This is a genomic window from Marinomonas sp. PE14-40 (genome assembly GCF_051623805.1).
GTDB lineage: Bacteria > Pseudomonadota > Gammaproteobacteria > Pseudomonadales > Marinomonadaceae > Marinomonas.
In genome coordinates this window covers 659,078-684,058 of sequence record NZ_CP130700.1, presented here as the reverse complement: position 1 = coordinate 684,058, position 24,981 = coordinate 659,078, and the positions used below count along the sequence as shown (strand labels likewise).

The following is a 24,981-nucleotide window of genomic DNA, read 5'->3' as shown; positions in this document are numbered from 1 at the left end:
AATAGATGAACAAATGATTAATTTATGTACAAATCAGACCTGAATTGACCTATTCACTTAGCACTTTGACTCTCTAAACTGGGGAAAACAGATAAATGGAAATCTCAGAATTACTGACTTTTATCAAGGTTGCAGAAACCGCTTCGTTTTCAGATGCAGCAGAACAACTTTTTGTCACTCAACCAGCAGTCAGTAAACGTATTGCTGCACTAGAAGCTAGTTTAGAGTTGAAACTTTTTGATCGTATTGGTCGTCAGATCCAATTGACTGAGGCTGGCCATCAACTGTTACCAAAAGCAAAAAAAATAATGGCTGATATTCGTGATATTAAACGCAGCTTAACGACTCAAGACGAAGTGATAACCGGCGAATTAAAAATGGCGACAAGTCATCATATTGGCTTACATAGATTACCTAAAACACTTAAGCAATATCAGAATGATTATCCAAATGTATTGATAGAAATTGATTTTACTCAATCTGAAGATGCCTACCAACAAGTATTAAAAGGTGATACAGAAATTGCGGTAATTACCTTATCTAATGATGAAAACCCCATGATAGAGTCCATCCCAATTTGGTCAGACCCTCTTATGTTAGTTGTCGGGCAAGACCATGAACTAGCTAATGCAAACACTAATCAGAACCAAGAAGTTAATATAGAGGCCTTAGCAAGCCTGCCTTGTGTACTACCAGATCAAAATACCTTTACTAGGCAAATGGTTGATAAGGTATTGGGGAGCCAGGGTTTAAAACCTAACGTTCGAATGAGTACTAACAACTTTGACACGCTGACTATGTTGGTTTCCATTGGCTGGGGGTGGTCATTACTTCCCTCTACACTGGTAAACAAACACCATAAGGTACTCGCAGCTAACGACCTTATTTTAGAAAGGCGCCTTGGGGTCATATATCACAAACAAAGAACCTTAAGTCGAAGTGCCGCTGCCATGATGACGCTACTGGAAAAAGAGATTCCTCATAGCCTTGGGAGCTAACGGACTCTTTGGCTAATAATCAAGACAATCAGGGCAACGAGACTCACAATTGATGCAGCGGCAAAAGTCCACTCTCCGCCAAACCAATCCCATAAATAACCAGAACTTACCATACCAACCCCACCACCTAAACCAATAGCAAAGCCGCTGTACATTGCTTGCCCTTGAGCCGCATATTGCTCTGGGAATAAGCGATTAATCTGAGCGATAGATACCATATGAAAAGTCGCAAACGTGATGCAATGTAGTAACTGAGTAAAGAGAGCGATAAGCACGTTATCTGCATACCAAGCAATCAAATACCAACGCACTATGCCTGAAATAAAACAAAATCCAATTAGGTAAACAACATTCAGTTTTGCAAAAAAATTGCCAAGAAAAATAAAAACGAAGATTTCAACCAAAACACCAAACGCAATTAATAAACCAACCTGATCCCCACTAAATCCTGCATTCGTCAAATGGACTGCAAAAAATACATTAAATGGTGCGTGTGCCATAAAAGATAGAAAAGCGAGAATTAAAAAGAAAATAACTTCTTTGTTTTTAATCAAATTAACAAAGTCACCCTTGTTCTTCTTGATATTAGTATTAATAGGCTGTTCATAAATATAGAAGCTAGTCAGAACAGCAATCAGAAGAAATACCGTTAAACTAGGCAAAATAACAACCGGTCCAAATGATTCGATTAGATAACCCGCAAAGGTAACTGCGACGATAAAACCGATTGAGCCACCAACACGTATCCTTGTATATGGCACGTTTAAATTTCGAATACTACGTAAAGTTAAAGTATCACTAAGGGGCGTTAGCGCTGAAAAGAATACGGCATATAACAGCATTATCCACCAGAAAGCCTGATAAGTTGCCGCAAAATTCATGCAGATCGCCATTACACAAGCACCAATAACCGCAATTTGAAGCGCCCTTTTTGGTAAACCTAACTTGTTTGTTAACCAGCCCCAGAAATGTGGCGCAACAATTGTAGAAAGTGTCACAAGAGAAAGTAACTGACCTGTCTGGGTGCCATTAAAACCAATCGACTTAAAGTACACAGACATATAAGGCATGAACACACCTATCATGGCACAAAAGAAGAAGTAGAAATTAAATAAGGGCCATGCGATATGACGTGAACGGGCTGAGAACATAATGTTATCCAAACAAGGCAATCATCTTATACTTTAAGTTAGGTGCAATTGATGACTGTGACAGGCGATTAATTACGTATTTTAACCCAACAATGACAACACAACTAATTTAATCTTAGTAATAATTTAATTTTATGTTGTTTTTATAAGCTAACGGAGAATTTGCGTTAAAGTTTATAATGCGTCTTAATCTGTTAACAAACACCGTTTTAACTATCAATATATTGCTTACATCATGATTTAGGGATTAAAGAAATGAATGAATTGAATACGCAATGGTGGCGTGGTTGTGTCATATACCAAGTTTATCCAAGAAGCTTTTTTGACTCTAACAATGATGGCATTGGTGACCTACCTGGCGTCACTGAAAAACTGGATTATATTGCAAGCTTAGGTGTGGATGCGATTTGGTTATCGCCCTTTTTCACCTCGCCCATGAAAGATTTTGGCTATGATGTTAGTGATTATTGTGATGTAGACCCAATGTTTGGCACATTAACTGATTTTGATAATTTGATATCTAAAGCCCACTCTCTCGGACTTAAAATCATCATAGATCAGGTATTAAATCACAGTTCTGATGCCCACCCTTGGTTTACAGCGTCTCGTAAAGATAAAACCAACGACAAACATGATTGGTATGTATGGCAAGACCCTAAGCCTGATGGCAGTGTACCCAATAATTGGCTTTCAGTCTTTGGTGGACCCGCCTGGCATTGGGATAGCCGTCGAAGCCAATACTATTTACACAATTTTCTAGATAGTCAGCCTGACTTAAACTTTCATAACCCTGATGTGGTTGATGCGCTTCTTAATACCGTTGAATTTTGGCTAAAGCGCGGTGTCGATGGATTTAGATTAGATACAGCCAATTTTTATTATCACGACATCGAATTAAAAGATAACCCTGCTCGAGAAATCATAGAAGAAGGTGGCATTGGGGTACGACCAGATAACCCTTATGCGTATCAGCTTCACCTATATGATAAATCCCAACCGATAAACATTAACTTCTTAAAAAGGTTACGCCGATTATTAGACCAATATCCAGGCACAACCACTGTGGGTGAAGTTGGCTGTGATTTCTCATTAAAAACTATGGCCGAATATACCCAAGGTCAAGACAAGCTGCACATGTGTTATTCATTTGATTTACTTACAAAAGATAATTCGATGAATCATATACGCCATACCATAGAAACTATTGAGCAAGCTCTAGGAGATGGCTGGCCTTGCTGGTCAATCGGTAATCATGATGTAGAGCGTGTTGCTAGTCGTTGGGGGACAGGTAAACAGGACCCAAATCAAGCCAAGGTGTTTATGCTAATGCTCTTATGTTTACGTGGTAGCATTTGTTTGTATCAGGGTGAAGAGCTCGGTTTAACAGAGGCCTCTCTCGAATTTGAGCAATTAGTTGATCCATTTGGAATCGCTTTTTGGCCTGAGTTTAAAGGCAGAGATGGCTGTCGTACACCTATCCCTTGGAGCAACCAACACAATGGTGGCTTTTCCTCAAGCACACCTTGGTTACCTGTTTCAGAAAAACATTTAAAGCAGAGTGTTGCGGCTCAAAATGATGACGCAAACTCAACACTTAAGGCCTATCAAGACTTTATACACTTTAGAAAAAAAAGGCCTGAACTAATTTCAGGCAGCATTAAATTTATTCATAGTGATGATGAATGTTTGATCTTTATAAGAATCCTAGAAAACCGAGAAACCTTAATCGCATTAAATACATCTGATAGCACTTTTCAATTCGCACTTAATTTTGATATTGAGCTATGCACCCTTCCTGCAAGCCTTCCCGGTGGTCTGTACAAACGCTCAGTTAATGCTCATGGGGGTATTATCAGTTTATTTGCAAACACATGTATTATTGCTGACGTAATCAATGATCACGCTCAATCAAATAGACATAATAGACAAAGAGAGAGTATTAAAATTCACTGCAAGAGTGAGCAAAAGGTTGAGGAAGAAGTGATTGAGGAAGCGGCATTAGCCAAGGTAGGAGGATAGATACGAAGCTAAACAACTTCGTATCTATCTAATAAATTGCCTTTAATGAAGTTTCATTTTCGGCTTAACAACCTTACCAATTTTTTGTGCAGCCATGATTATCATGGCTTTCGTCCACCCATGAATAGCAATCAGGTGTAAACGGTATAAAGACACATATACCAAACGTGCAATACGACCTTCTACAAACATAGATCCGGCAGTCAAATTCCCCATTAGGCTACCAACCGTACTATAACGACTTAAATTCACTAATGAGCCATGGTCTTTATAAAGGTAATCTTGCAACGGCTCCCCTCTAAAACTGGCTTGAATATTTTTAAATACCAAACTAGCCATTTGGTGAGCAGACTGAGCTCTTGGTGGAACAAAGCTTCCATCTGGTTGTACACACGCACAGCAATCGCCAATCACATAAACATTATCAAATGACTGGGATTGTAAACTCGGTCTCACCAAAACCTGATTGTTCCGGTTAGTTTCAAACCCTTCAAGTTGTGCAACAAAATCGGGCGCTTTCACACCTGCTGCCCAAATCATCATATCTGCATTAATAAGTGTTTCATCTGCGGTGATAAAGCCTTCTTTTTCAGCACGAATAATACGTTTTGATTCAGACACTCTTACACCAAGTCGTGAAAGCTCTGATCTAGCACTATTAGCAATACGATCAGGTAACGCTGGCAAAATACGTTGGCCAGCTTCAATTAACTCAACCTCTAATCGCTTAGCCGACACATCAGGCATTCCATAAGCTTTTAGTAGGTCTGCAACGTGATAAAGCTCTGCTGATAACTCAACCCCTGTCGCGCCACCACCAACAATGGATAGTTTTAAATTTTCTTCATCCGTTCCTTGTTGAATACGCAAAAATTGATTCAACAGTGCTTGCTGAAAGCGTTCAGCTTGCTTATGAGAATCTAGAAAATAACAGTTTTCGGCAACACCTAGGGTCCCAAAATCATTACTAACGCTACCTATTGCTAGCACAACGATGTCATAACTCAGCTCTCTTTCTGGTAATAACTCGTGTCCTTCATCATCATTTAAAGCATCAAGTTTGATGACTTTCCTAGATGCATCCATACCATTCATACAACCCAGTTGAAATTGATAATGATGTTTCGCAGAATGGGCACGATAGCTAATTCCGTCAGTGTTAATATCTAAAGACCCTGTTGCAACTTCATGCAATAAGGGTTTCCAAATATGGGTACGACTTCTATCTATCAGAATGATTTCAGCTTGCCGCGTTTTCCCAAACTTGTGACCAAGTCGGGTAACAAGCTCTAGTCCACCAGCGCCCCCACCTACTACAATTATGCGTTTCATAACTAATCCTCAATAAAATTCAGCAAATAACTTTTAATTAAAATAAATCTAGGGTTAAAAGCTATTTGCTGAAAATTCTTGTTTTGGGTGATATTAGTTCTTCGACTAACTCACCCTCTTTTATTTATTTAACCTTATTGGCCAATAACTTATCAAGTGAATTAGCGAATGCCATTCTATCTTGCTGGTTAAATGCAGCGGGTCCACCAGATTGTATACCTGAACTTCTCATTGATTCCATAAAGTCACGCATTGCTAGTCTTTGTTTGATATTTTCCTTGGTGTAGATCTCACCTCTTGGATTAATTGCCGTTGCATTTTTATCGATAATTTCTGCTGCTAAAGGAATATCAGCCGTTATTGCTAAGTCACCAGCTTCAATGTTTTGAACAATATAATCGTCGGCAACATCAAACCCTTGGCTTACTTGACGGCTAGATATAAACGCAGAAGGCGGTGTATTGATTTTTTGATTAGCTACCAGGATGCAGGCTATTTTGGTGCGTTCTGATGCTTTAAATAGAATGTTTTTTATCACATTGGGACAGGCGTCCGCATCTACCCATATTTTCATAATTAAACCTTATAAATGATTGGGACATTATTAAGGATATAGGCCCGCTAAACAATGTAACAATCAGTAAATTTTCTTTTTTCTCACAATTTATTTACCGCCTTTCCAGCACCTAAAATAAAAAAGGCCCTTTAACCTAAGTTAAAGGGCCTTCAGTAACACTAAAAGCAGTTTTTATAAGAACATTAATTTAGCAACAAATACCAAAGTTAAAATGTACATACAAACCGACACTTCTTTTGACTTACCCGTTGCAAGCTTTAAAACCGTATACGTTATGAAACCAAGGGCAATACCATTTGCAATAGAGAAGGTAAAAGGCATCATGAAAGCCGTAATAGCAGCTGGCGCTGAATCCGTAAAGTCACGCCAATTAACATGCTGTAAACTGCTAATCATGACAAAGGCAACATATATAAGTGCACCCGCTGTTGCGTAAGCAGGAATCATAGCAGCAAGTGGTGATAAGAAGATTGCCAGGACAAACAGCGCGCCAATAACAATCGCAGAAAGACCAGTACGGCCACCCGCAGCGACACCAGCAGCACTTTCAAGATAACTCGTCACAGGAGGACAACCAACACAAGCACCAGCAACACTTGCAACACTGTCTGCTTTTAGCGCTTTACTTAACCCTTCTATTTTATTTGTTTCTGGATTAATCAAATTAGCTCTATCTGCAACCCCCATTAAAGTACCTGCAGTATCGAACATATTGACGAAAAGAAAGGCTAATATCACACTCACCATGGAGATATTTAAAGCCCCCATAATATCCATCGCCATAAAGGTTGGCGCGATGCTAGGCGGTGTTGCGAAAATACCTTTGTACTCAACAATACCTAAACCAAGGCCAACTAATGTCACACTAATAATACCAATTAGTACGGCACCAAACACTTTGCGCTCACTTAATACAGCAATAATCAGGAAGCATACACCCGCTAATAAAGCACTTGGTTGAGTAAAGTCACCCATCGAAATCAGGGTAGCAGGATTATCAACAACAATTCCAGCACCTTTAAGCCCAATCAGCCCAAGAAAAAGCCCAACACCTGCAGTCATAGCATAACGTAAACTTTGAGGAATACTTTCTATGATCCACTCCCTGACTCGATAAAAGCTCATCGCGACAAAGATAACACCTGAAAGAAATACTGCTCCTAAAGCAACTTCCCAGCTATAGCCCATTTCACCAACAACAGTGAAAGCAAAAAAGGCATTAAGCCCCATACCGGGTGCTAAACCAACAGGCCAATTTGCAAACAACCCCATTAATAAACAACCAATAGCAGCCCCAATACAAGTTGCAACAAACACGGCACCGTGATCCATGCCAGATGCGGCCATAATGCTAGGATTGACAAATATAATGTAAGCCATGGTTGCAAAAGTGGTGATACCACCAATCATTTCATTTTTAACATTAGAGCCATGTTGTTTAAGTTTAAAGAAACGCTCCAAAAAATTTGAAGGTATTGAATTAGGTTCGGAATTGCTGCTGATCATAACGAACAGTCCTCTTTAATGAACATATTTGGAATTGGATTCTGCCTCTGTCGTGCTTGATATCCAATTAAGCCAATCTGGTAGCTAGGTTAATCATTTTATTTTTATTAAGGTGCGTAGCAGCCTCATATATGCTTCAAACTCAAGGTACAAAAGGATTCAGACAAGGAGTTTGGTTCTTCACTTCTCAATTACTATTAGAAATAGTTCGTTATCAAGTTAGGCTTTTAATATTCATAAGAAGCACAATTAATAACTAAATTTCATTATTCATAATATTGAAACAATGAGATCAGGATACATTGTCAAACTTATACATCATAGCCCCATCAGCAAAATAAATTTCACAATAAGGTTTTATGCGATTAATTTTCATCAAGTGATATGTATTTACTCGTTTTTTGCACATTCAATTGGCTCAATTAATATTTATAAACGTTGCTTTAACATCCGTTCAATGATGTCTCTTGTATTAAGATCAGCATTTGAAATTTTTAATTTAAGCTAATTAAATCAGCATGTTAAAATCAATTTCATAGAAAGTAATTTATTCTGAATCACCAGTTTTCAAATTTATTAGCATAAAAAATTAGTACTTAAAAATGGACTAACTTCATTGAACATATGTTCACAACAAGCCGTTTTTGTAATATGAATCAAATTTCAGAATGAGCAAAATCTGAGCTATTTGAATGTAATGGTCTAACAAGAAGTGAAAGGAAAGCCTAGGCAGACTCTCCTTTAATTTGGTCGTTTTTACGATGTAAAATATTGCTTTATATGATCAATCAAGTAGGTTATGTCTTGGTGGCTAATTCCATTATGAGTAACGAAACGCATTGGTTGCCCTTTACTCACAATGATTCCATTTTGTTTTAAATACGAAACAAGCTCATCCTGATCAACATCATCCCTTACTTTAGCGAACACTATGTTAGTTTCAACAAAATCAGGATTAAGTTTGAAAACCTCTAAATGATTAAGGGATTCTGCTAAATAACGTGCATTAGCATGGTCTTCCTTAAGCCTAGGGATATTATTTTGTAAAGCGTACAAGCCTGCAGATGCAAGGAACCCAGCCTGACGCATCCCTCCTCCAAGAACTTTACGCCAGCGTCTTGCTTTATTAATCAGCTGTTGATTACCTAATAATAGAGAGCCAACAGGTGCACCTAGGCCTTTAGATAAACAAATAGAAACTGAATCAAAGCATTGGGTTATCTCTTTAATATCTATGTCTAACGCTATGCTTGCGTTATAAACTCTTGCTCCATCTAGATGTAGATTTAACGTGTTTTCATCAGCAAAGCGACGTGCTTCTTGTAAGTAACTAAGTGGAATGACCTTGCCATTAATTGTATTTTCTAAGCTCAACAAACGAGTTTTAGCAAAGTGTGAATCATCTGGCTTAATAGCGGCTTTCAATTTCTTAAAGCAAAGCGTTCCATCCGATTCGTTCTCAATGGGTTGAGGTTGAATTGAACCTAAAACAGCAGCACCACCACCTTCAAACATATAATTATGGGCCTGTTGTCCGCAAAGGTACTCATCGCCTCTTTCACAGTGAGCCATTAGCGCCAACAAGTTAGCTTGTGTACCAGAACTACAGAAAAGAGCGGTTTCAAAACCATGTCGATCTGCAGCCCATGATTCTAATGCATTAACACTAGGATCATCCCCATAAACATCATCACCAACTTGGGCGCTAACCATAGCATCAAGCATAGCTTGGGTCGGTTTGGTTACTGTATCTGAGCGTAAATCAATCATTTAAAGTCCCTGTATTTTACATTGTGAGCTAGATTCACATACCTTTAAGATATTGTCTTCAATATAAAAGATCCCTTTAATGAATACTAGGGAACATACGAACAAGTCCTCCCGCCTCAGCGTGTGGATAAAAGCCCCTAGATTTATGACGAGGGACGCAGCTTATATAGTTGTTCTATTGATAAGGACCTCAACTTAAAGATAGGGCTTTTAGGCCACGCCCTTCGGATCTTTCAGAAAAAATGCCACTCTGTGTTGTTTCTTCTTGAAAGGTACCTACATTACTTCAAAGCGACGCCTTGATTGACATTATTTCTGATTAGACTGAGAAGAGGTGACTTATTCGCATGTTCCCTAGATGATAAATCTGGCGCAAAAAAAATGCTTATAGCGACTCACTATAAGCATTTTGATTTATTTCAATTTATTATCGAGCACAAAGCAAATTTTCAATTTCAGTTAAACTTGCAGGGTCATCAATTGTTGAAGGTATACTAAATTCTTCACCATCCGCAATCTGGCGGATCAGCTTTCTTAATATTTTACCGCTGCGTGTTTTCGGTAGCCTTTGCACAACTTTCGCTTCTTTAAAACTTGCCACGGCACCAATTTCACTTCTAACATTCGAAACTAATTCAGCTTCAAGTTGATTCTCGTTTTTCTCAACACCATCTTTAAGCAAAACCAACCCAAGTGGCTTTTGCCCTTTAATGTCACACTTAATGCCAATTACCGCACATTCAGCAACATCAGGGTGTGAGGCTATCACTTCTTCCATTTCACCCGTGCTTAACCTGTGTCCAGCCACATTAATAATGTCATCAGTACGCCCCATGATAAACACGTAACCGTCTTCATCGATATAACCACCATCACCGCTGGTATAAAAACCATCAAAGGTTTTTAGATAGCCATCCACAAACCTGTCATGATTCCCCCAAATAGTTGCTAAGCAACTCGGTGGTAATGGCAGTTTTAGGGCCACATTGCCCTGCACATTTGGCCCAACTTCATTACCCTCATCATCAAGAATCTTCACATTAAAGCCCGGCACGGGCAGTGTTGCAGAGCCCGCTTTTGCTGACTTTAATTCCACTCCCATGAGGTTGCCACAAATTGCCCAGCCCGTTTCTGTTTGCCACCAATGATCAATAACAGGCATATTTAATAAGTCTTTAACCCAATGATAAGTCGCCGGATCTAACCTTTCGCCTGCCATAAAAATAGCTTTTAGGCTCGAAAGGTCATACGGTTTCAGGCATAACGAGTTCGGGTCTGCTTTTTTAATGGCTCTAAAGGCTGTTGGAGCGGTAAATAACGCCTTAACACCATACTCTTCGCAGACGCGCCAAAATGCACCCGCATCAGGTGTACCAATTGGCTTGCCTTCATATAAAACACTGGTTAACCCCTGAATTAATGGGGCATACACAATATATGAATGACCAACCACCCAGCCAACATCAGAGGCAGCCCAAAACACATCGCCAGGGTTCATATCGTAAATGGCTTTCATTGAGTATTTCATTGCAACAGCGTGAGAGCCATTGTCTCGAACAACGCCTTTTGGACGCCCTGTTGTACCTGAGGTATATAAAATATATAGAGGATCAGTTGATAACACAGGAATACAGTCTGCTTCTTGTGCTGTTTCCAATGCTAGTCGCCAGTCAATGTCCCTGCCTTCTACAAGGCTTGCTACTGATTCAGGGCGTTGCCAAATAATCGCATGTTTAATTTTATGGCTAGACAACTCAACCGCTTTATCAAGTAATGTCTTATAGTCTATAACACGGCTCACTTCGATACCGCAACTCGCTGAGACAATGACATCAGGTGTGGCATCTTCAATACGAATAGCCAATTCATGTGGAGCAAAGCCCCCAAATACGACAGAATGAACCGCACCCAATCTAGCGCAAGCCAACATAGCAATACTGGCTTGCGGAATCATTGGCATATAGATAAGCACTCTGTCTCCTTTTTTAACACCTTGCTTTCTTAATACACCAGCAAATAATGCAACTTGATCTCGAAGTTCCTGATAGCTGATGGATTCCTTAGTGTCAGTTACAGGAGAGTCATAATGAATAGCGATTTGCTCACCACGACCTTGTTCAACATGATAATCAAGTGCCATATGACAGGTATTCATCACACCATCTACAAACCACCTGTCAATGCCATTTTCATCTTTAGCTAAGATAGTGTTTGGTTGCTTGAACCAATCTAATTGCTCTGCTTTTTCTTTCCAAAAAGTGTCAGGCGTTTGAATTGATGCTTGATATTCGCTGTCATAACTCATAATACTTGTTCCCTTATTATCTTTTTTGAACATGTCATGAATTGATTGCCCGACTGGGTAATCTCTATAGCTTCATCATGGTTGTGAAGCCTGAGTTCGACAACTCGACCATAGTCTAACGGCCTATTTAAAGTACAGTTTTTATGTTTTTGACATTTGTTTTTTATTTATATTTTTCAAGTAGATAGCAATAAAACAACAGCATTCCTATTGAAATTTAGGATAAGATAAAGATGAGGCGTAAAATGATAGTTTTCATAAAAAGTAGAACAAATATCAATAAAAACGTTTTATTAATAGGTTTTTTGAACAGTAGTTTTATATCTCTTTATATTGCATAAAGAGCATTAAGTGATACTAAATTAAAAGAGCTTAACCTTTAATATAACTGTAAAATGATCGAATCAAAATCAAATTGATACCCATCTAACTCAGAGTTAATGGCCTTGGAATATTGCCTGAAATTAATTTTCCTCAAGTTAGTTTTTGTCCATTTTTCAGCTGTTAAATTATCTATATAGAGCTGCACATTCTCATGAGTCACAACTCCCATAGGCGTTAATAGTTCAACCCCGTGATTAATAAAGTCTTTACCAGACAAATAATCATAAATAAGCACAAGTGACCAAGCCCCTTCTATATAATGCCCCCCTGCTGTTGCACTTACTTGACCATTGCGAATAGCCTCTAACATAGACTTCTTAAATCCGATGCCTCCAGTGAAATAATCATTACCAGCGGTTAAACCTAATGGTTTTTCACCCATGAGAATACCATCAACTAATCTAGCACTGCCTGCCCAAACAACGTTCGTATCTTGATACCGTTTCATCAATGCTTGAAACTTAATACTTGCTTCAGCCTCATCCCAGCTTTCTATATGCACTACTTGATGTAGTTTGACATTTTTTTGCTGTTCCAGTGTTTCTTTAAAAGCGTCAAGTCGCATGATGGCAGCCCCAGAAGAAATAGGCCCATTGATACCAACAATATTAATTTCTTGCTCTGGGTATTTGTCTCTGGCGTCATTAATTAAGACGTTGGTGATTCTTTGGTTGGTTCCCTTTTCGTCAGGGTACATTTGCCCTAACCAATAAGGATACTTTTCTCTTGGTAGCCCCATTTCGAGGCTTTTATCTGCTGTCATTGCACTATTGACTAAAAATGAATATATTTTGGCATCGTTTGCCAGTTTGATAAATTGAGAAGCAGAATTCTTATAGTTGTTGAAGATCACTACATCAACTTTATTCTCCCCTTTTAAAACAGACAAAAACTGCTGCTTCATTAAAATTCTATTTCCCTTGGCAGAAAAGGTTTGCAGCTCAATGCCTAAATCAAGCGCAGCTTCATTCATTAAGTTAATAAAATTCGTCCAAAATGGCGCATCTCTTGGGTAGAACATAGCGATTTTGTATGGTGGTATTACCACCTTGGCTTGAACAAGATGGTCTGATGCTTTTAATGAGTTTTGGTTAATTAAAATAAAGAAGGTTAGAAGTGAGTAAATCAGATACTTAAACTTAAGGCGCATAAATTAACCCGATTAATATTTATTAGAATAAACAATAACCCTTTGTTAATTCACGGACAAACAATTCAGACCAAAGTGTTTATCCTTCACCCAATGCTTTGGTCGACTCTTATAAAACAACCTATTTAGCTTAGAGCTTTCTATGTGAAACTTCAAAGTTGCGTATTTGTCTTAACAAACACGCAACTTGATAGGTAACTGTAATAGCAGCAAGTTGTATTAAAAAACAACTCACTTACACAGTTATAATGTCACCGCTTGACCTGTTTCTAATGATTGCTGAGCTGCGTCAGCCAGCATTTGAGCTCTTTTACCGTCTTCAAAGCTCGGTGATACAGCTTGTTTTGCTAATACATTTTCAATAAAGGAAGTTAGCTGAAGGTTATAAGCCGCTTCATATCTATCGATAAAGAAATTATACAATGGGTCTTTCTCATTGGTTTTATCAGCAGAATAGCGTGTTACGGAAGTCGGCGTTTGATTGTTGGAAATCACCATACCATCAGAACCAAAAGCTTCTACCCTTTGATCATAACCATAGCTTGCTCTACGGGAACCATTAATATGAATCAGCTTGCCAGATTCACTTTTCATCACCAACATAACACTGTCAACATCACCAATTTCCGTGATTTTTTCGTCAACTAACGCACTACCAAAAGCTTGTAGTTCGACAATTTCCTCACCGAGTACAAAACGCGCCATATCAAAGTCATGAATAATCATATCCCTAAAAATGCCACCCGAAGATTTTAAATACTCAACTGGCGCCATACCAGGATCACGGCTGGTAATGATTAACTGCTCTAGTTTACCTATACTGCCATCTTTAGCCGCTTTAGCCACAGCACTGTGACTCGGGTCATAACGTCTATTAAAACCAATTTGAATGGGTACATGACAATCTTTAATCGCCTCAAGACACTGATTTACTTTATTCGTATCAAGATCAATAGGCTTTTCACATAAAATTGCTTTACCCGCTTTAGCCGATTTAATGATGAGATCCACATGAGTGTCCGTACTGGTGGCGATTAATACGGCATCTACCTCAGGATCAGCCAAAGCAATATCCACATTATCAGCAACAATAGCACCCGTTTGATCTGCGACTTCTTGTGCTGCTGGTGTATAAACGTCAAAAACATATTTTATGTTTGATTGAGCAAATGCATGAATATTTTCAGCATGCATTTTGCCGATTCTACCGGCACCGAATAAGGCAAAAGTAAGCATTCTAGTCTTCCTTAAAGTATTATTTTTATTTTCACTGCTGAATCGTTACAGCTTTAATTTTAAATATCTTGAGCAATAATCCACTCATGATCTGGGTCGTTATTAAAAATCCAGTTTCGGCTAGGCCCTGCCATCACATTCAGGTAATAAGACTGATAGCCATGGGGAACCCCTACAGGATGATAACCTTCAGGCACCATAACAACATCGCCATCTTCAACCGACATAGTTTCGTCTAGACTTCTGTCATCGTTATAAACTCGCTGAAATACAAACCCTTGTGGTGGATCAATTTTATGATAATAGGTTTCCTCTAATTGAGTCTCAGCTGGCGCGGCATCAGTGTCATGTTTATGAGGTGGATAACTAGACCAATTGCCACTTGGCGTAATCACTTCACATACTAATAAACTGTCTGCTGCCTCGTTTGAAAATAAGATATTACAAACGTGGCGAGTATTTGTATTAATCCCTCGCGTTTCATATTGGCATTGCTCTGGCGTTATAAGCTTTGCTTGATAACCACCTTTACCTGGTGCTCGACATATGGCAATTTCAACATCAGTCAATGCAGTGACTGTCACAAAATCATTTGCAGGTGAATAAATTGAATAAGGTGCTTTTTTCTCAAAAACACTCATTCGATCACCAATATTTTGCCAGTTTTCAGTACGTGTACTAGCGTCTACTTTGCCAGATAATATAACGACACAGATCTCATCGCTTAATGATTCTATGTTAATCGACTCACTTTTTGCAAGCGCTTGCACCTCAAAACCCACATACTGCCAGTTCGCACTTTGTGGTGTCACTTTTTGAATCAAGCCGTTGTTATCGTTTTTTTTGTTTTTACTCAATAAATAAGACATACATACCTTTAAAAAGGAAAGGCGAATGTTTTAAAGCCTTCCCTTTTTCCTTAATCAGACATTATTTCATTGTTGGCATAGAAAATTCTGGCCCTGCTCTTAAGCCTGTTGGCCAGCGTGCCGTGATGGTTTTCATGCGAGTATAAAAACGTACGCCATCAGGCCCATGCATATGTAAAGGGCCGAACAATGAACGTTTCCAGCCACCAAAACTATGAAATGCCATTGGTACTGGAATTGGCACATTAACACCAACCATGCCGACCTGAACTTTCTCAGTAAATTGTCTCGCTGTATCACCGTCACGAGTAAAAATAGCGGTACCATTACCATATTCATGTTGATTGATCAGAGCCAATGCCTCTTCATAACTTTCAACTCGAACGACGCATAGCACAGGGCCAAAAATTTCTTCTTGGTAAATACGCATATTTGACGTTACCTGATCAAACAGACTTGGACCTACGAAATAGCCTTTTTCATGCTTATCACAAATAAAGTCTCTTCCATCAACCACTAATTTAGCGCCCTGCTCTACACCAGAATCGATATAAGCACGAACTTTTTGAGCATGCTCATTAGAGATCAAAGGCCCCATATGAGGTTCTTGCTCTAGTCCGTATTGCTTAAACAGACCAGGGCCGACTGTCATAGTTGCAATGCTGTCTTTCAAAGTGCTAATTAGATTGTCCGCTACCTCATCACCGACACATACAGCAACCGAGATTGCCATGCAACGCTCACCAGCAGAACCATATGCTGCACCCATTAATGAGTTAACAACCTGTGACGGGTCAGCATCTGGCATCACTAACATATGATTTTTAGCACCTCCTAATGCTTGCACTCTTTTGCCATGAGCACTTGCTGTCGCATAAATGTATTCTGCAATAGGTGTCGATCCAACAAAACTAACGGCTTCAATACGCTCGTCAGTCAGTAACACATCAACTGACTCTTTATCACCATTTACCACATTGAAAACCCCATCAGGTAAACCTGCTTCTTTAAGTAGCTCTGCTAAACGCATGATGGTACTTGGGTCTTTTTCTGATGGTTTCATGACAAAGGTATTGCCACAAGCAATCGCTACAGGGAACATCCACATAGGCACCATAGCAGGGAAGTTAAATGGACTAATACCTGCACATACACCTAATGGCTGCATTAAACTGTAACTATCAACGCCACGACCAACATTAAGGCTATGCTCACCTTTTTGTAGATGAGGAATACCGCACGCAAATTCGACTACTTCTAAACCCCGGGTTAATTCACCAAGTGCATCTGAATAAACCTTGCCATGTTCAGAGGAAATTAGCTCAGCCAATTCATGGCTATGCGCTTCAACTAACGCTTTAAATTTGAAGAGAATACGGGCACGATTTAACGGCGTAACTTGAGACCAAGTCTCGAATGCTTTTTCAGCAGACGCTATTGCGTCTTGCGTTTCTTTCACACTGCTTAGAGATACCTGACTGCTAATCTCACCCGTTGCAGGATTAAATACATTTGCTTTCCTATCAGACTCAATCGCTATCATTTGGTTATCAATAAAATTACCAATAATGGTATTTAACTTAGACGACATTCATTTCTCCATGGCGAGACGTTCTCGCGATACAGGTTCACAATTAGGTTATTAGGCAATTAAACCAGACGTTTTAAGCGTTGCTTCGAGGTACTCATACCCTTTTTTGGCATAAGTTAACGGGTGCGCTATAGCAGGGTCTTGTTCTGCTTCTAGTACTATCCAGCCCTCATAATCAACCGCTTTTAAGGTTTCAAAGATGGGTAAGTAATCAATTGAACCATCACCAGGGACGGTATACACGCCTTCGAGTACCGCATTTAAAAATGCACTATCACGGTTTAAATTATCTTTAAGTACATTGGGTCTAATATCTTTGCAGTGCACATGCACTATGCGTTTTGCGTGTTTTTGAGCCATCTCAAGCGCATCACCACCAGCAAATGTGATATGTCCAGTATCAAGCAATAAACCAACATTTTCACCGGTATTCTGCATCAGGTAATCCACCTCTTGAGCCGTTTCAATGACGGTTCCCATATGATGGTGATAAGCAAGCTTTACGCCTTGTTCTGCTAGGTAATCAGCAACTTGTGTAATTTTGCCAACATAGCTTTCCCATTGCGCCATGGTCATCTTTGGCCTTTGGGACAAAGGCGCTGTTTGATCTCCATGTATACAATGTGTCACTTCAGCAAAAACCATGACATTAGAACCAAGCGCTTTTAATAGATTTAGATGGTCCTGAAGTGCTTCAATTTCATCGTCAACAGACCTTTCCATCAGTTTTGCACTATACCAACCTGACACTAATTCAATCTTATGTTCTTCCAATATTGGGCCAAGCACATCCGCCTGACGCGGAAACTTATTTCCAAGTTCAATCCCCGCAAAACCCGCTAATTTAGCCTCGCTTAAACAGACAGATAACGGCGTATCAGCACCTAAGGAAGGAAGGTCATCATTGGTCCAAGTTAATGGATTTATGCCTATTTTTATTTTATTCATTATTAAATCACTCATAAAATTGCCAGAATTAGTAAGGCTGTTTGCTTTTAGCTTCTTGATACTGCGCTTGTGCTTGATTCACACTCTCTTTGCTAGAGACTTCTGCAACAGCAACATCCCACCACGCTCCACCTTCTTGAGTTGTCGGCATCGGGTCTGTATCAATCGAAATCACATAGGTTTTATCCGATGCTTTTGCTCTTTCTAAAGCCGCCTCTAATTCAGCTAAACTTTGTACTTGTTCACCATTTGCACCTAACGCTTTAGCATGTTCAGCAAAGGCTGTTTTTGGCGCTCCAGCTTCAACAGTGTGGCAATCTTGTAAAAGGTTATTAAATGAATCGCTACCACAAGCATTTTGCAAACGGTTAATACAGGCATAACCCCTGTTATCGAGTACCACTATCGTGAGTTTTAAACCCAACATGACTGAAGTCGCAATTTCTGAGTTCAACATCAGATAACTGCCATCTCCTACCATCACAATGACATCACGTTCTGGCGTTGCCATCTTTACACCAACACCACCTGCTAGCTCATAACCCATACAGGAAAAGCCATATTCAACGTGATAACCCAGATCAGATTCAGTACGCCAGAGCTTATGTAGTTCACCCGGCAAACCACCTGCGGCTTGTACTATGGTTGAGTTTTTTGTTGCCTGACGATTCACTACACCGATTACATTCGCATCTGTTGGCAAGTAACTTTTATCTTGATAGGTATCAGGTACTTTCACTGCTTGGTTGACAGCATCGAGCCAGTCATTATTGAGAGATTTAGCTCTTTCATCCCAGTGTGTATCAAATTGACATTCACCTAGCTCAGACATTAACTCTGTTAAGACTTCTCTCGCATCACCTGTTAACGCTAATCCACCGTGTTTATTGGCATCAAAACTCGCTGTATTAATATTAATAAGCCTTAAGCCCTCGCGATTAAATAAGGTTCTTGAAGCCGAGGTAAAATCCTGCAAACGAGTACCAATAGCAATGACAAGGTCAGCCTCACTTGCTGCAATATTCGCTGCGCTTGAGCCTGTGACACCAACACCGCCAAGATTCAGTTTATGCTGCCAGTTAAGTACCCCTTTACCCGCTTGTGTTTCACATGCTGGTACCTGATAAGTATCAATAAACTGCTCAACCTCTTTTACAGCTAAGCTGTAATGCACCCCGCCACCCAGTACTAACAAAGGCTTTTTAGCCGCTTTAATTGCTTGTACCGCATTTTTAACTTTCACCTTGTCAGGCCGTGTTCGCGTTAAACCATGCACTTTTTTCTCAAAGAAGCTGATAGGATAATCAAAAGCCATGGTTTGTACGTCTTGCGGTAAAGCTAAAGTTGCAGGCCCGCAATTAGCAGGATCAAGCATGGTTGCAATCGCATTAGGTAAACTTGTAATTAGCTGCTCGGGTCGGTTAATACGATCAAAATAACGAGATACGGGTCTAAAACAATCATTCACGGATACGCTAGGCTCACCAAAATGCTCAACCTGTTGTAATACAGGATCTGGTGTACGAGTAGCAAAAACATCACCCGGTAAAAACAACACAGGTAATCGGTTAGCCATCGCAAGGCCTGCTGCCGTCACCATGTTGGTTGCACCAGGTCCAATGGATGAGGTACAAGCCATAATACGTTGACGTCTATTTTGCTTGGCATAAGCACAAGCAGCTAACGCCATACCTTGCTCGTTATGGGCACGATAAGTGGTAAATTCATCTTTTACATCCGCAAGTGCTTCACCAAGACCCGCCACATTACCGTGTCCAAATATTCCCCAGACACCACCGAATAGAGGCACTTCCTTACCATCAACTAGGTTAAATTGCGCTTGTAAATGCTTTACTAAAGCTTGCGCCATGGTTAGTCGAATTGTTTTCATTAGCTTGGCTCTCCTTGATGTCTCTGCTGCCATAATTGACTCATGGTTAAATAATTAGACTTCACTTCTTGTACATATTGAGTGTCATCTAAATTGCCTGACAACCAAGCTTTTGTTGGCTCAGAGAAAATCGTTCTCCCGATAGCAAAACCCTTGCAAATATCTTGACCAGCAGCAGCATTAAAGCCTGCTTGCAATTCATTTACAGGAGCGTCCAACCCAAGAAGAACAACGCCTCGACAATAAGGTGATCTTTGCTTAATGACTTTGCTGATATTCTTCCAAGCAGATTCACTTGGTGAAGGCAGCTTCCACCAATCTGGGAATATGCCTAAGTTATAAAACCTTTCAATCGATCTTGATAAGGTTTCATCATTCACTAATGAACCTGCTGGCGGAATAATTTCTAATAAGAGTTCATGGCCTGTTTCACAACACGCCAGGTAAAGATCCATCACCTTTTGCTCTTGCTCATTACGCAAGTTAACTTCGTCATCAGGGTGAAAAAACACCAGACATTTGACAATATGATTAGCAGGCCAAGTGGCAATTTCTTGTGCCACATTGTTACCTTGATCAAACCTTAAAGGGCGACTGCTAGGAAGTTCAACAGGCCTTGCGATCCAATAATCCTTCCCAGTAATGTCATTTAATACATCTTGTGCGAAGGTTCCATCAGCAAGAATGCCGGTACCGCCAACGTTACTACCAAGCTCTTTAGCACCTTGATATGCAGCCTCAAGAATGAGTCGTTTAGCGTGAGGGATTTTATCTAAAGAAGCACCTAGCTCACGACACATGTCGACAAATTGACGTCTATGGTCAAAGGCTAAAATACATAAGTTTTGCCATTCTTTTGGGCTTCTTTGGGTTGTCACCCTGTGAAGATAGTTAAGTACTGGATTAAGATCAGGCCTTGGAATATCACTGCGATTCGCTAAATAGTGGTCTAACTCTTCTAAACTCGGCATTGCAGGTGCGCAGCCGTGTCTTGAAACCACAATGGCACCAGAGGCATTTGCATAATCACAGGATTTCTCAGTGGATTCACCTTTTATCCAACCCCTTAGGTAACCACTTAAAAAAGCATCACCTGCACCGAGTACATTTAGTACATCCACTTTTACCCCGTAACAAGTAATACCTTCATCCAAGGTTTGCGGAATTTCACCTTTAAACACCGAACAACCCAGCGCACCACGCTTTACGACAAATTCAGCATCACATACTTTTCGAATACGCTTCAAACACTCAATGGTATCTTCACTACCACCTGCAATATGAAACTCCTCTTCTGTGCCGACAACTAGGTCACATAGAGGCATTATTGATAAAAGGTGTTCAGTGACAGATTCATTAGAAACGAAACGATTCTCTCCTTCACCTCTTCCTGTTAATCCCCAAAGTACAGGTCGATAATCAATATCGACAACCACCTTAGTGTTATTTGCACGGGCATATTCAATCGCTTTTATCGCAGTTTTATTTGTTGATTGAGTTGAAAAGTGTGTCCCTGTAATCAGCAAAGTTTTAGCACTGGCAATATAAGCTTCATCAAAGTCTGTTTCGCTAATCGCCATATCAGCACAGTTTTCACGGTAAAAAATAAGGGGGAAGGTGTCCTTATCTTTAATCCCTAATAACACTAAACCTGTTAGCCTTTCTCCATCAGTGACAACATGAGATACATCCACGCCAGCGCGAGCCAACTCATTTCTAACAAAACGCCCCATATGTTCATCACCAACACGGGTTAGCATGGCGGACTTCAGCCCCATACGGGCAGTACCAAAAGCAATATTTGCGGAAGAACCACCTAAGTATTTCTTAAAACTATTGGCATCTTCTAAGGCTGAACCTATTTGTTCTGAATACAAATCAACGGCTGCTCGTCCTAAACAAATAATATCTAAAGTTTTATCTTTCATTTGTGTTCTCCATCATATTGCTCCACTTCCACCCAAGCATTATTTGCATGAGACTCAACAACCTTGTCGAGTATGATATTGACTTGTGTTGCCGCTCTAAAATCAGGCCATAATGATTTGTTGTTGACTATACCTTCGTATAAATCACGAACTTCAACAGCTTTAATGTCGTTGAAACCTAAACCATGACCAGCAGATACACAGAAAGCCTTATAATCAGGATGCTCTGGTCCAACTAAAATACGCTTAAACCCCTGGATTTGAGGATCATCGCCCGCAATAAAGAGGGATAATTCCGATAAGGTCTCTTGGTCAAAGATTAAACTACCTTTAGTCCCTGTTATCTCAAATGACAGGCCATTTTTACGTCCCCAAGCAATTCGGGATGCTTCTAAGGTACCTTGTGCGCCATTAGCAAAACGTACCATCATATGAGCTTGGTCATCATTCTCTACCTGGCCTGTTTGCTGACTGTCGCCTGCTAATGGTCTTGATTTGTGTACTACTTTTAAATCGGCACATAATGAAGTAATTGGCGCCACAAGATGAATCGCTAAATTCACTAAATGTGACGCTAAGTCATTAAGCGCTCCACTTCCTGCATATTCTTGCTGTAAACGCCAACTAAATGGCAAACTGTCATCGGCTAGATAGTCCTCGTTAAACACACCGCGAAAATGAACAATTTCTCCAATATCCCCCCTTGCTATTAACGCTTTAGCAAACTGCAATGTCGGATTTTTAATGTAATTGAAACCAACTAAGGTTTTAACACCAGCTTGCTCGGCCGCTTGTGTCATTTCTTTTGCATCAGCAGCGTTTAGCGCTAATGGTTTTTCACTGTATACATGTTTCCCTGCTGCAATTGCCGCTAACGCCATTTCTTTATGTAGAAAATTAGGTGCGCAAATATCCACTAGATCAACATTAGGGTCTTGCACTAACGCTTTCCAATCCCCTGTTGAGCGATTGAATCCAAATTCACTTGCTTTACGCTTAGCTAAATCTTCATCAACTTCCGCTAGCATTTCACAGGCTAACTGGTCTTGCGAAATGCCAAACGCCGCCATCGCATTGCGATACGCAATCGCATGGGCTTTCCCCATATACCCTGTGCCAATTAATCCCACTCTTAAACTTTTCATCATTCTATTTTCCACTTAAGCACTGGCATCTAAACGGCTAAATTCTTCTAATTCAGCGGTTAATTCATCTAGTTCCTGGCCACCAGCCATCATTTCAAGCACATCTTCACGGCTAACCTCAGATTTAAGAAAGGAACCTAAACTCTGACCACGGTTTAACAAGGTGAACCTGTCGGCAATCGGATAAGCGTGATGTACATTATGGGTAATTAAAATAACGGCTAAACCACGGGCTTTAGCTTTTGCAACCACCTTAAGAACATTGGCAGATTGTTTAACACCAAGCGCTGCAGTTGGTTCATCAAGAATAAGTACCTTAGCGCCAAAGTGAATTGCCCTAGCTATGGCTAGACATTGACGCTCACCGCCAGACATAGTGCCTATTGCCTGTGACGGGTCACGGACATTTATCCCCATATCAGCCATACCCTGCTGTGCTATTTTGTCTGCTTTTTCAATATCAAATCGTTTGAAAATCCCTTTACCTTTAGTCAGTTCACGACCCATAAAAAAATTACGAGTAACACTCATTAACGGCACTAGCGCCAAATCTTGGTAAACGGTTGCTATTCCTGAATCTAAAGCATCAACAGGTGATTTAAATACAACAGGGTTACCCTCAAAATGATATTCACCTTCACTAGGGGCATGCACACCAGCTAAAGTTTTGATTAGGGTTGATTTACCTGCCCCGTTATCACCAAGAAGACAATGCACTTCACCTAATTTGACCTTCATATCGATATTTTGCAGGGCAATAACAGAGCCGAAATAACGACTCACTTTTTTCAATTCAATAATAAATTCGCTCATATTCACTCACCTTAGAGACACAAATGTTAGATATAGTTAAGGGTTAAAATGACTAATCAAAATCAATGTCGTGCCTCGGTAACACGCTTACGAATGTAGTTATTGAAAAGCACTGCGGCTAACAACATCACACCTAAGAAAACCCTAAACCAATCTGAATCTATCCCTGTAAAGAAGATCCCCATTTGCACAACACCAAATATAAGCGCGCCTAAACAAGCCCCTATCACAGTGCCATAGCCACCGGTTAATAGCGCTCCGCCAATAACAACAGCGATAATGGCTTCAAACTCTTTTAATACGCCTCGATCAGCTGCTGCTGAACCAAACTCAAATACCTGGCAAGCGGCATACACGGTTGCAGTAAAAGCGGTAAACATGAAGAGTGAAATTTTAACTTTGTCGACAGGAACACCTACATTTCGTGCGGCTTTATCATCACCACCTACTGCATAAATCCAGTTACCATAAGATGTACGTAATAATATCCAGCTACTAACAGCGGCTAATAACAAACACCAAATAACCACCATTGGAATACCTTCTACGATCGGCGATCCATCTTTATAGGAATCAATAATCCCCATATTTGCCAACCAGACAAAAAAACCATTGCCAAATGTGCCCCCAAATAACGGCGCTAACCAATCATTTTCAGAAAACTTCTTCACCCCACCCACTATGGTTCTATTGGTAAAGAGAATAGATAAAGCAATAGTCAAGCCACGTAAGATAAAGAGGAAAGCTAAGGTAACGATAAATGAGGGCAAGCCAGTTTTTACCACCACGTAGCCATTAAGGTAACCAATAAACATGGCCCCTATAAAAGCAAAAATAATTGCTGCCCATATTGGCCATCCCCAATAAACCGCTGGTATGGTCATCATCATGCCAGCAAAACCAATCATTGATCCGATAGATAGATCGAACTCTCCGGCAATCATTAATAAACAAGCACCAATTGCAATAACACCAAGCTGAGCTGAAACAGTAACCCAGTTTACGACGCCATCAGCAGCGAACATGCCAGAATCGCCTGCTGTTAAAATGAAGAATACAAACACCAATATGGCACCTGACAAAGAGCCAAATTCAGGTCTATGTAATAGTTTCTTCCATGCAGGAACACTTCTTATACGCTCATCTTTCTTTTGCGCTGCGACATCAACCGCTTGCACTGAATCACTCATACTCTGTCACCTTTCACTTTTATATTTATTTTTGCTACTAAATCACTCTTACCCAGCATCAAAACTTTATTTTTAAATACTGAATAAGAATCCACGATCAATTCCAAGAATGAAACCATATTAGAATATTTATTTCATTTTTGAAACGTTTTTTTAATTTCCAATTCGATATTATTAT

General features: G+C 40.0%; 18 protein-coding genes. 2 read left to right on the top strand and 16 right to left on the bottom strand.

The window, feature by feature from the left end:
• Positions 1–95 precede the first annotated feature (95 nt).
• Positions 96–998 carry a LysR family transcriptional regulator gene (locus Q0A08_RS03250; protein ID WP_438464827.1) on the top strand — a complete coding sequence of 301 codons (903 nt, stop codon included), beginning with the start codon at positions 96–98 and terminating at the stop codon, positions 996–998.
• Here the strand turns inward: Q0A08_RS03250 and Q0A08_RS03245 are convergent.
• Positions 995–2,149, bottom strand: a complete 1,155-nt coding sequence (locus Q0A08_RS03245) for an MFS transporter (RefSeq protein WP_438464826.1) — start codon at positions 2,147–2,149, stop codon at positions 995–997. The two genes, Q0A08_RS03250 and Q0A08_RS03245, sit on opposite strands and share 4 nt — an antisense overlap.
• Before the next feature lie 255 nt (positions 2,150–2,404).
• Between Q0A08_RS03245 and Q0A08_RS03240 the strand changes: the two genes are divergently transcribed.
• The gene (locus tag Q0A08_RS03240) at positions 2,405–4,168 is read left to right on the top strand and encodes an alpha-amylase family glycosyl hydrolase (protein WP_438464825.1); all 1,764 of its coding nucleotides are present in this window, start codon (positions 2,405–2,407) and stop codon (positions 4,166–4,168) included.
• Between the two features lie 42 nt (positions 4,169–4,210).
• On the opposite strand, the gene Q0A08_RS03235 is transcribed toward Q0A08_RS03240, so the two are convergent.
• The 15 genes from Q0A08_RS03235 to Q0A08_RS03165 form a co-directional block, all read right to left on the bottom strand.
• Positions 4,211–5,500 carry an NAD(P)/FAD-dependent oxidoreductase gene (locus Q0A08_RS03235; RefSeq protein ID WP_438464823.1) on the bottom strand — a complete coding sequence of 430 codons (1,290 nt, stop codon included), beginning with the start codon at positions 5,498–5,500 and terminating at the stop codon, positions 4,211–4,213.
• Positions 5,501–5,624: 124 nt separating this feature from the next.
• Positions 5,625–6,074 (bottom strand): YaiI/YqxD family protein, encoded by a 450-nt coding sequence (locus tag Q0A08_RS03230; protein WP_438464822.1) that lies wholly within the window; start codon positions 6,072–6,074, stop codon positions 5,625–5,627.
• Between the two features lie 174 nt (positions 6,075–6,248).
• The gene (locus Q0A08_RS03225; RefSeq protein WP_438464821.1) at positions 6,249–7,583 is read right to left on the bottom strand and encodes an NCS2 family permease; all 1,335 of its coding nucleotides are present in this window, start codon (positions 7,581–7,583) and stop codon (positions 6,249–6,251) included.
• 756 nt (positions 7,584–8,339) lie between these two features.
• Positions 8,340–9,353, bottom strand: coding sequence for a low-specificity L-threonine aldolase (ltaE, locus tag Q0A08_RS03220; protein WP_438464820.1), 1,014 nt, complete (start codon positions 9,351–9,353; stop codon positions 8,340–8,342).
• Between the two features lie 427 nt (positions 9,354–9,780).
• Positions 9,781–11,691 (bottom strand): propionyl-CoA synthetase, encoded by a 1,911-nt coding sequence (locus tag Q0A08_RS03215; RefSeq protein WP_438464819.1) that lies wholly within the window; start codon positions 11,689–11,691, stop codon positions 9,781–9,783.
• Positions 11,692–12,037: 346 nt separating this feature from the next.
• Positions 12,038–13,192, bottom strand: a complete 1,155-nt coding sequence (locus Q0A08_RS03210) for an ABC transporter substrate-binding protein (protein ID WP_438464817.1) — start codon at positions 13,190–13,192, stop codon at positions 12,038–12,040.
• A 243-nt stretch (positions 13,193–13,435) separates the two neighbouring features.
• A complete protein-coding gene (iolG, locus tag Q0A08_RS03205; protein ID WP_438464815.1) occupies positions 13,436–14,428 on the bottom strand; it encodes an inositol 2-dehydrogenase in 993 nt (330 codons plus the stop codon).
• Between the two features lie 59 nt (positions 14,429–14,487).
• On the bottom strand, positions 14,488–15,297 hold the full coding sequence (gene iolB, locus Q0A08_RS03200; protein ID WP_438464814.1) for a 5-deoxy-glucuronate isomerase: 810 nt from the start codon (positions 15,295–15,297) through the stop codon (positions 14,488–14,490).
• Positions 15,298–15,358: 61 nt separating this feature from the next.
• Positions 15,359–16,888 (bottom strand): CoA-acylating methylmalonate-semialdehyde dehydrogenase, encoded by a 1,530-nt coding sequence (locus tag Q0A08_RS03195; protein WP_438464813.1) that lies wholly within the window; start codon positions 16,886–16,888, stop codon positions 15,359–15,361.
• A gap of 51 nt (positions 16,889–16,939) precedes the next feature.
• The gene (iolE, locus tag Q0A08_RS03190) at positions 16,940–17,851 is read right to left on the bottom strand and encodes a myo-inosose-2 dehydratase (protein ID WP_438464811.1); all 912 of its coding nucleotides are present in this window, start codon (positions 17,849–17,851) and stop codon (positions 16,940–16,942) included.
• Positions 17,852–17,864: 13 nt separating this feature from the next.
• A complete protein-coding gene (gene iolD / locus Q0A08_RS03185; protein WP_438464810.1) occupies positions 17,865–19,727 on the bottom strand; it encodes a 3D-(3,5/4)-trihydroxycyclohexane-1,2-dione acylhydrolase (decyclizing) in 1,863 nt (620 codons plus the stop codon).
• Positions 19,727–21,655, bottom strand: coding sequence for a bifunctional 5-dehydro-2-deoxygluconokinase/5-dehydro-2-deoxyphosphogluconate aldolase (locus Q0A08_RS03180; RefSeq protein WP_438464808.1), 1,929 nt, complete (start codon positions 21,653–21,655; stop codon positions 19,727–19,729). Before Q0A08_RS03180 ends, iolD begins: the two co-directional genes overlap by 1 nt.
• Positions 21,652–22,803: a Gfo/Idh/MocA family protein gene (locus tag Q0A08_RS03175; RefSeq protein WP_438464807.1), complete on the bottom strand. Its 1,152-nt coding sequence runs from the start codon at positions 22,801–22,803 to the stop codon at positions 21,652–21,654. The genes Q0A08_RS03180 and Q0A08_RS03175 overlap by 4 nt, the downstream gene beginning before the upstream one ends.
• Positions 22,804–22,815: 12 nt before the next feature.
• Positions 22,816–23,613 (bottom strand): ATP-binding cassette domain-containing protein, encoded by a 798-nt coding sequence (locus tag Q0A08_RS03170; protein ID WP_438464805.1) that lies wholly within the window; start codon positions 23,611–23,613, stop codon positions 22,816–22,818.
• Positions 23,614–23,675: 62 nt separating this feature from the next.
• Positions 23,676–24,803: an ABC transporter permease gene (locus Q0A08_RS03165; RefSeq protein ID WP_438464803.1), complete on the bottom strand. Its 1,128-nt coding sequence runs from the start codon at positions 24,801–24,803 to the stop codon at positions 23,676–23,678.
• Positions 24,804–24,981: the final 178 nt, after the last annotated feature.

Excerpts from the sequence above, each read along its gene's own strand:
- Q0A08_RS03230 (WP_438464822.1), bottom strand. The coding sequence starts at position 6,074 with ATGAAAATATGGGTAGATGCGGACGCCTGTCCCAATGTGATAAAAAAC.
- Q0A08_RS03245 (WP_438464826.1), bottom strand. The coding sequence starts at position 2,149 with ATGTTCTCAGCCCGTTCACGTCATATCGCATGGCCCTTATTTAATTTC.
- Q0A08_RS03180 (WP_438464808.1), bottom strand. The coding sequence starts at position 21,655 with ATGAAAGATAAAACTTTAGATATTATTTGTTTAGGACGAGCAGCCGTT.
- Q0A08_RS03170 (WP_438464805.1), bottom strand. The coding sequence starts at position 23,613 with ATGAGCGAATTTATTATTGAATTGAAAAAAGTGAGTCGTTATTTCGGC.
- Q0A08_RS03235 (WP_438464823.1), bottom strand. The coding sequence starts at position 5,500 with ATGAAACGCATAATTGTAGTAGGTGGGGGCGCTGGTGGACTAGAGCTT.
- Q0A08_RS03175 (WP_438464807.1), bottom strand. The coding sequence starts at position 22,803 with ATGATGAAAAGTTTAAGAGTGGGATTAATTGGCACAGGGTATATGGGG.
- iolB (WP_438464814.1), bottom strand. The coding sequence starts at position 15,297 with ATGTCTTATTTATTGAGTAAAAACAAAAAAAACGATAACAACGGCTTG.
- ltaE (WP_438464820.1), bottom strand. The coding sequence starts at position 9,353 with ATGATTGATTTACGCTCAGATACAGTAACCAAACCGACCCAAGCTATG.
- Q0A08_RS03225 (WP_438464821.1), bottom strand. The coding sequence starts at position 7,583 with ATGATCAGCAGCAATTCCGAACCTAATTCAATACCTTCAAATTTTTTG.
- Q0A08_RS03240 (WP_438464825.1), top strand. The coding sequence starts at position 2,405 with ATGAATGAATTGAATACGCAATGGTGGCGTGGTTGTGTCATATACCAA.
- iolD (WP_438464810.1), bottom strand. The coding sequence starts at position 19,727 with ATGAAAACAATTCGACTAACCATGGCGCAAGCTTTAGTAAAGCATTTA.
- Q0A08_RS03210 (WP_438464817.1), bottom strand. The coding sequence starts at position 13,192 with ATGCGCCTTAAGTTTAAGTATCTGATTTACTCACTTCTAACCTTCTTT.
- iolG (WP_438464815.1), bottom strand. The coding sequence starts at position 14,428 with ATGCTTACTTTTGCCTTATTCGGTGCCGGTAGAATCGGCAAAATGCAT.
- Q0A08_RS03195 (WP_438464813.1), bottom strand. The coding sequence starts at position 16,888 with ATGTCGTCTAAGTTAAATACCATTATTGGTAATTTTATTGATAACCAA.
- Q0A08_RS03250 (WP_438464827.1), top strand. The coding sequence starts at position 96 with ATGGAAATCTCAGAATTACTGACTTTTATCAAGGTTGCAGAAACCGCT.
- Q0A08_RS03165 (WP_438464803.1), bottom strand. The coding sequence starts at position 24,803 with ATGAGTGATTCAGTGCAAGCGGTTGATGTCGCAGCGCAAAAGAAAGAT.
- Q0A08_RS03215 (WP_438464819.1), bottom strand. The coding sequence starts at position 11,691 with ATGTTCAAAAAAGATAATAAGGGAACAAGTATTATGAGTTATGACAGC.
- iolE (WP_438464811.1), bottom strand. The coding sequence starts at position 17,851 with ATGAGTGATTTAATAATGAATAAAATAAAAATAGGCATAAATCCATTA.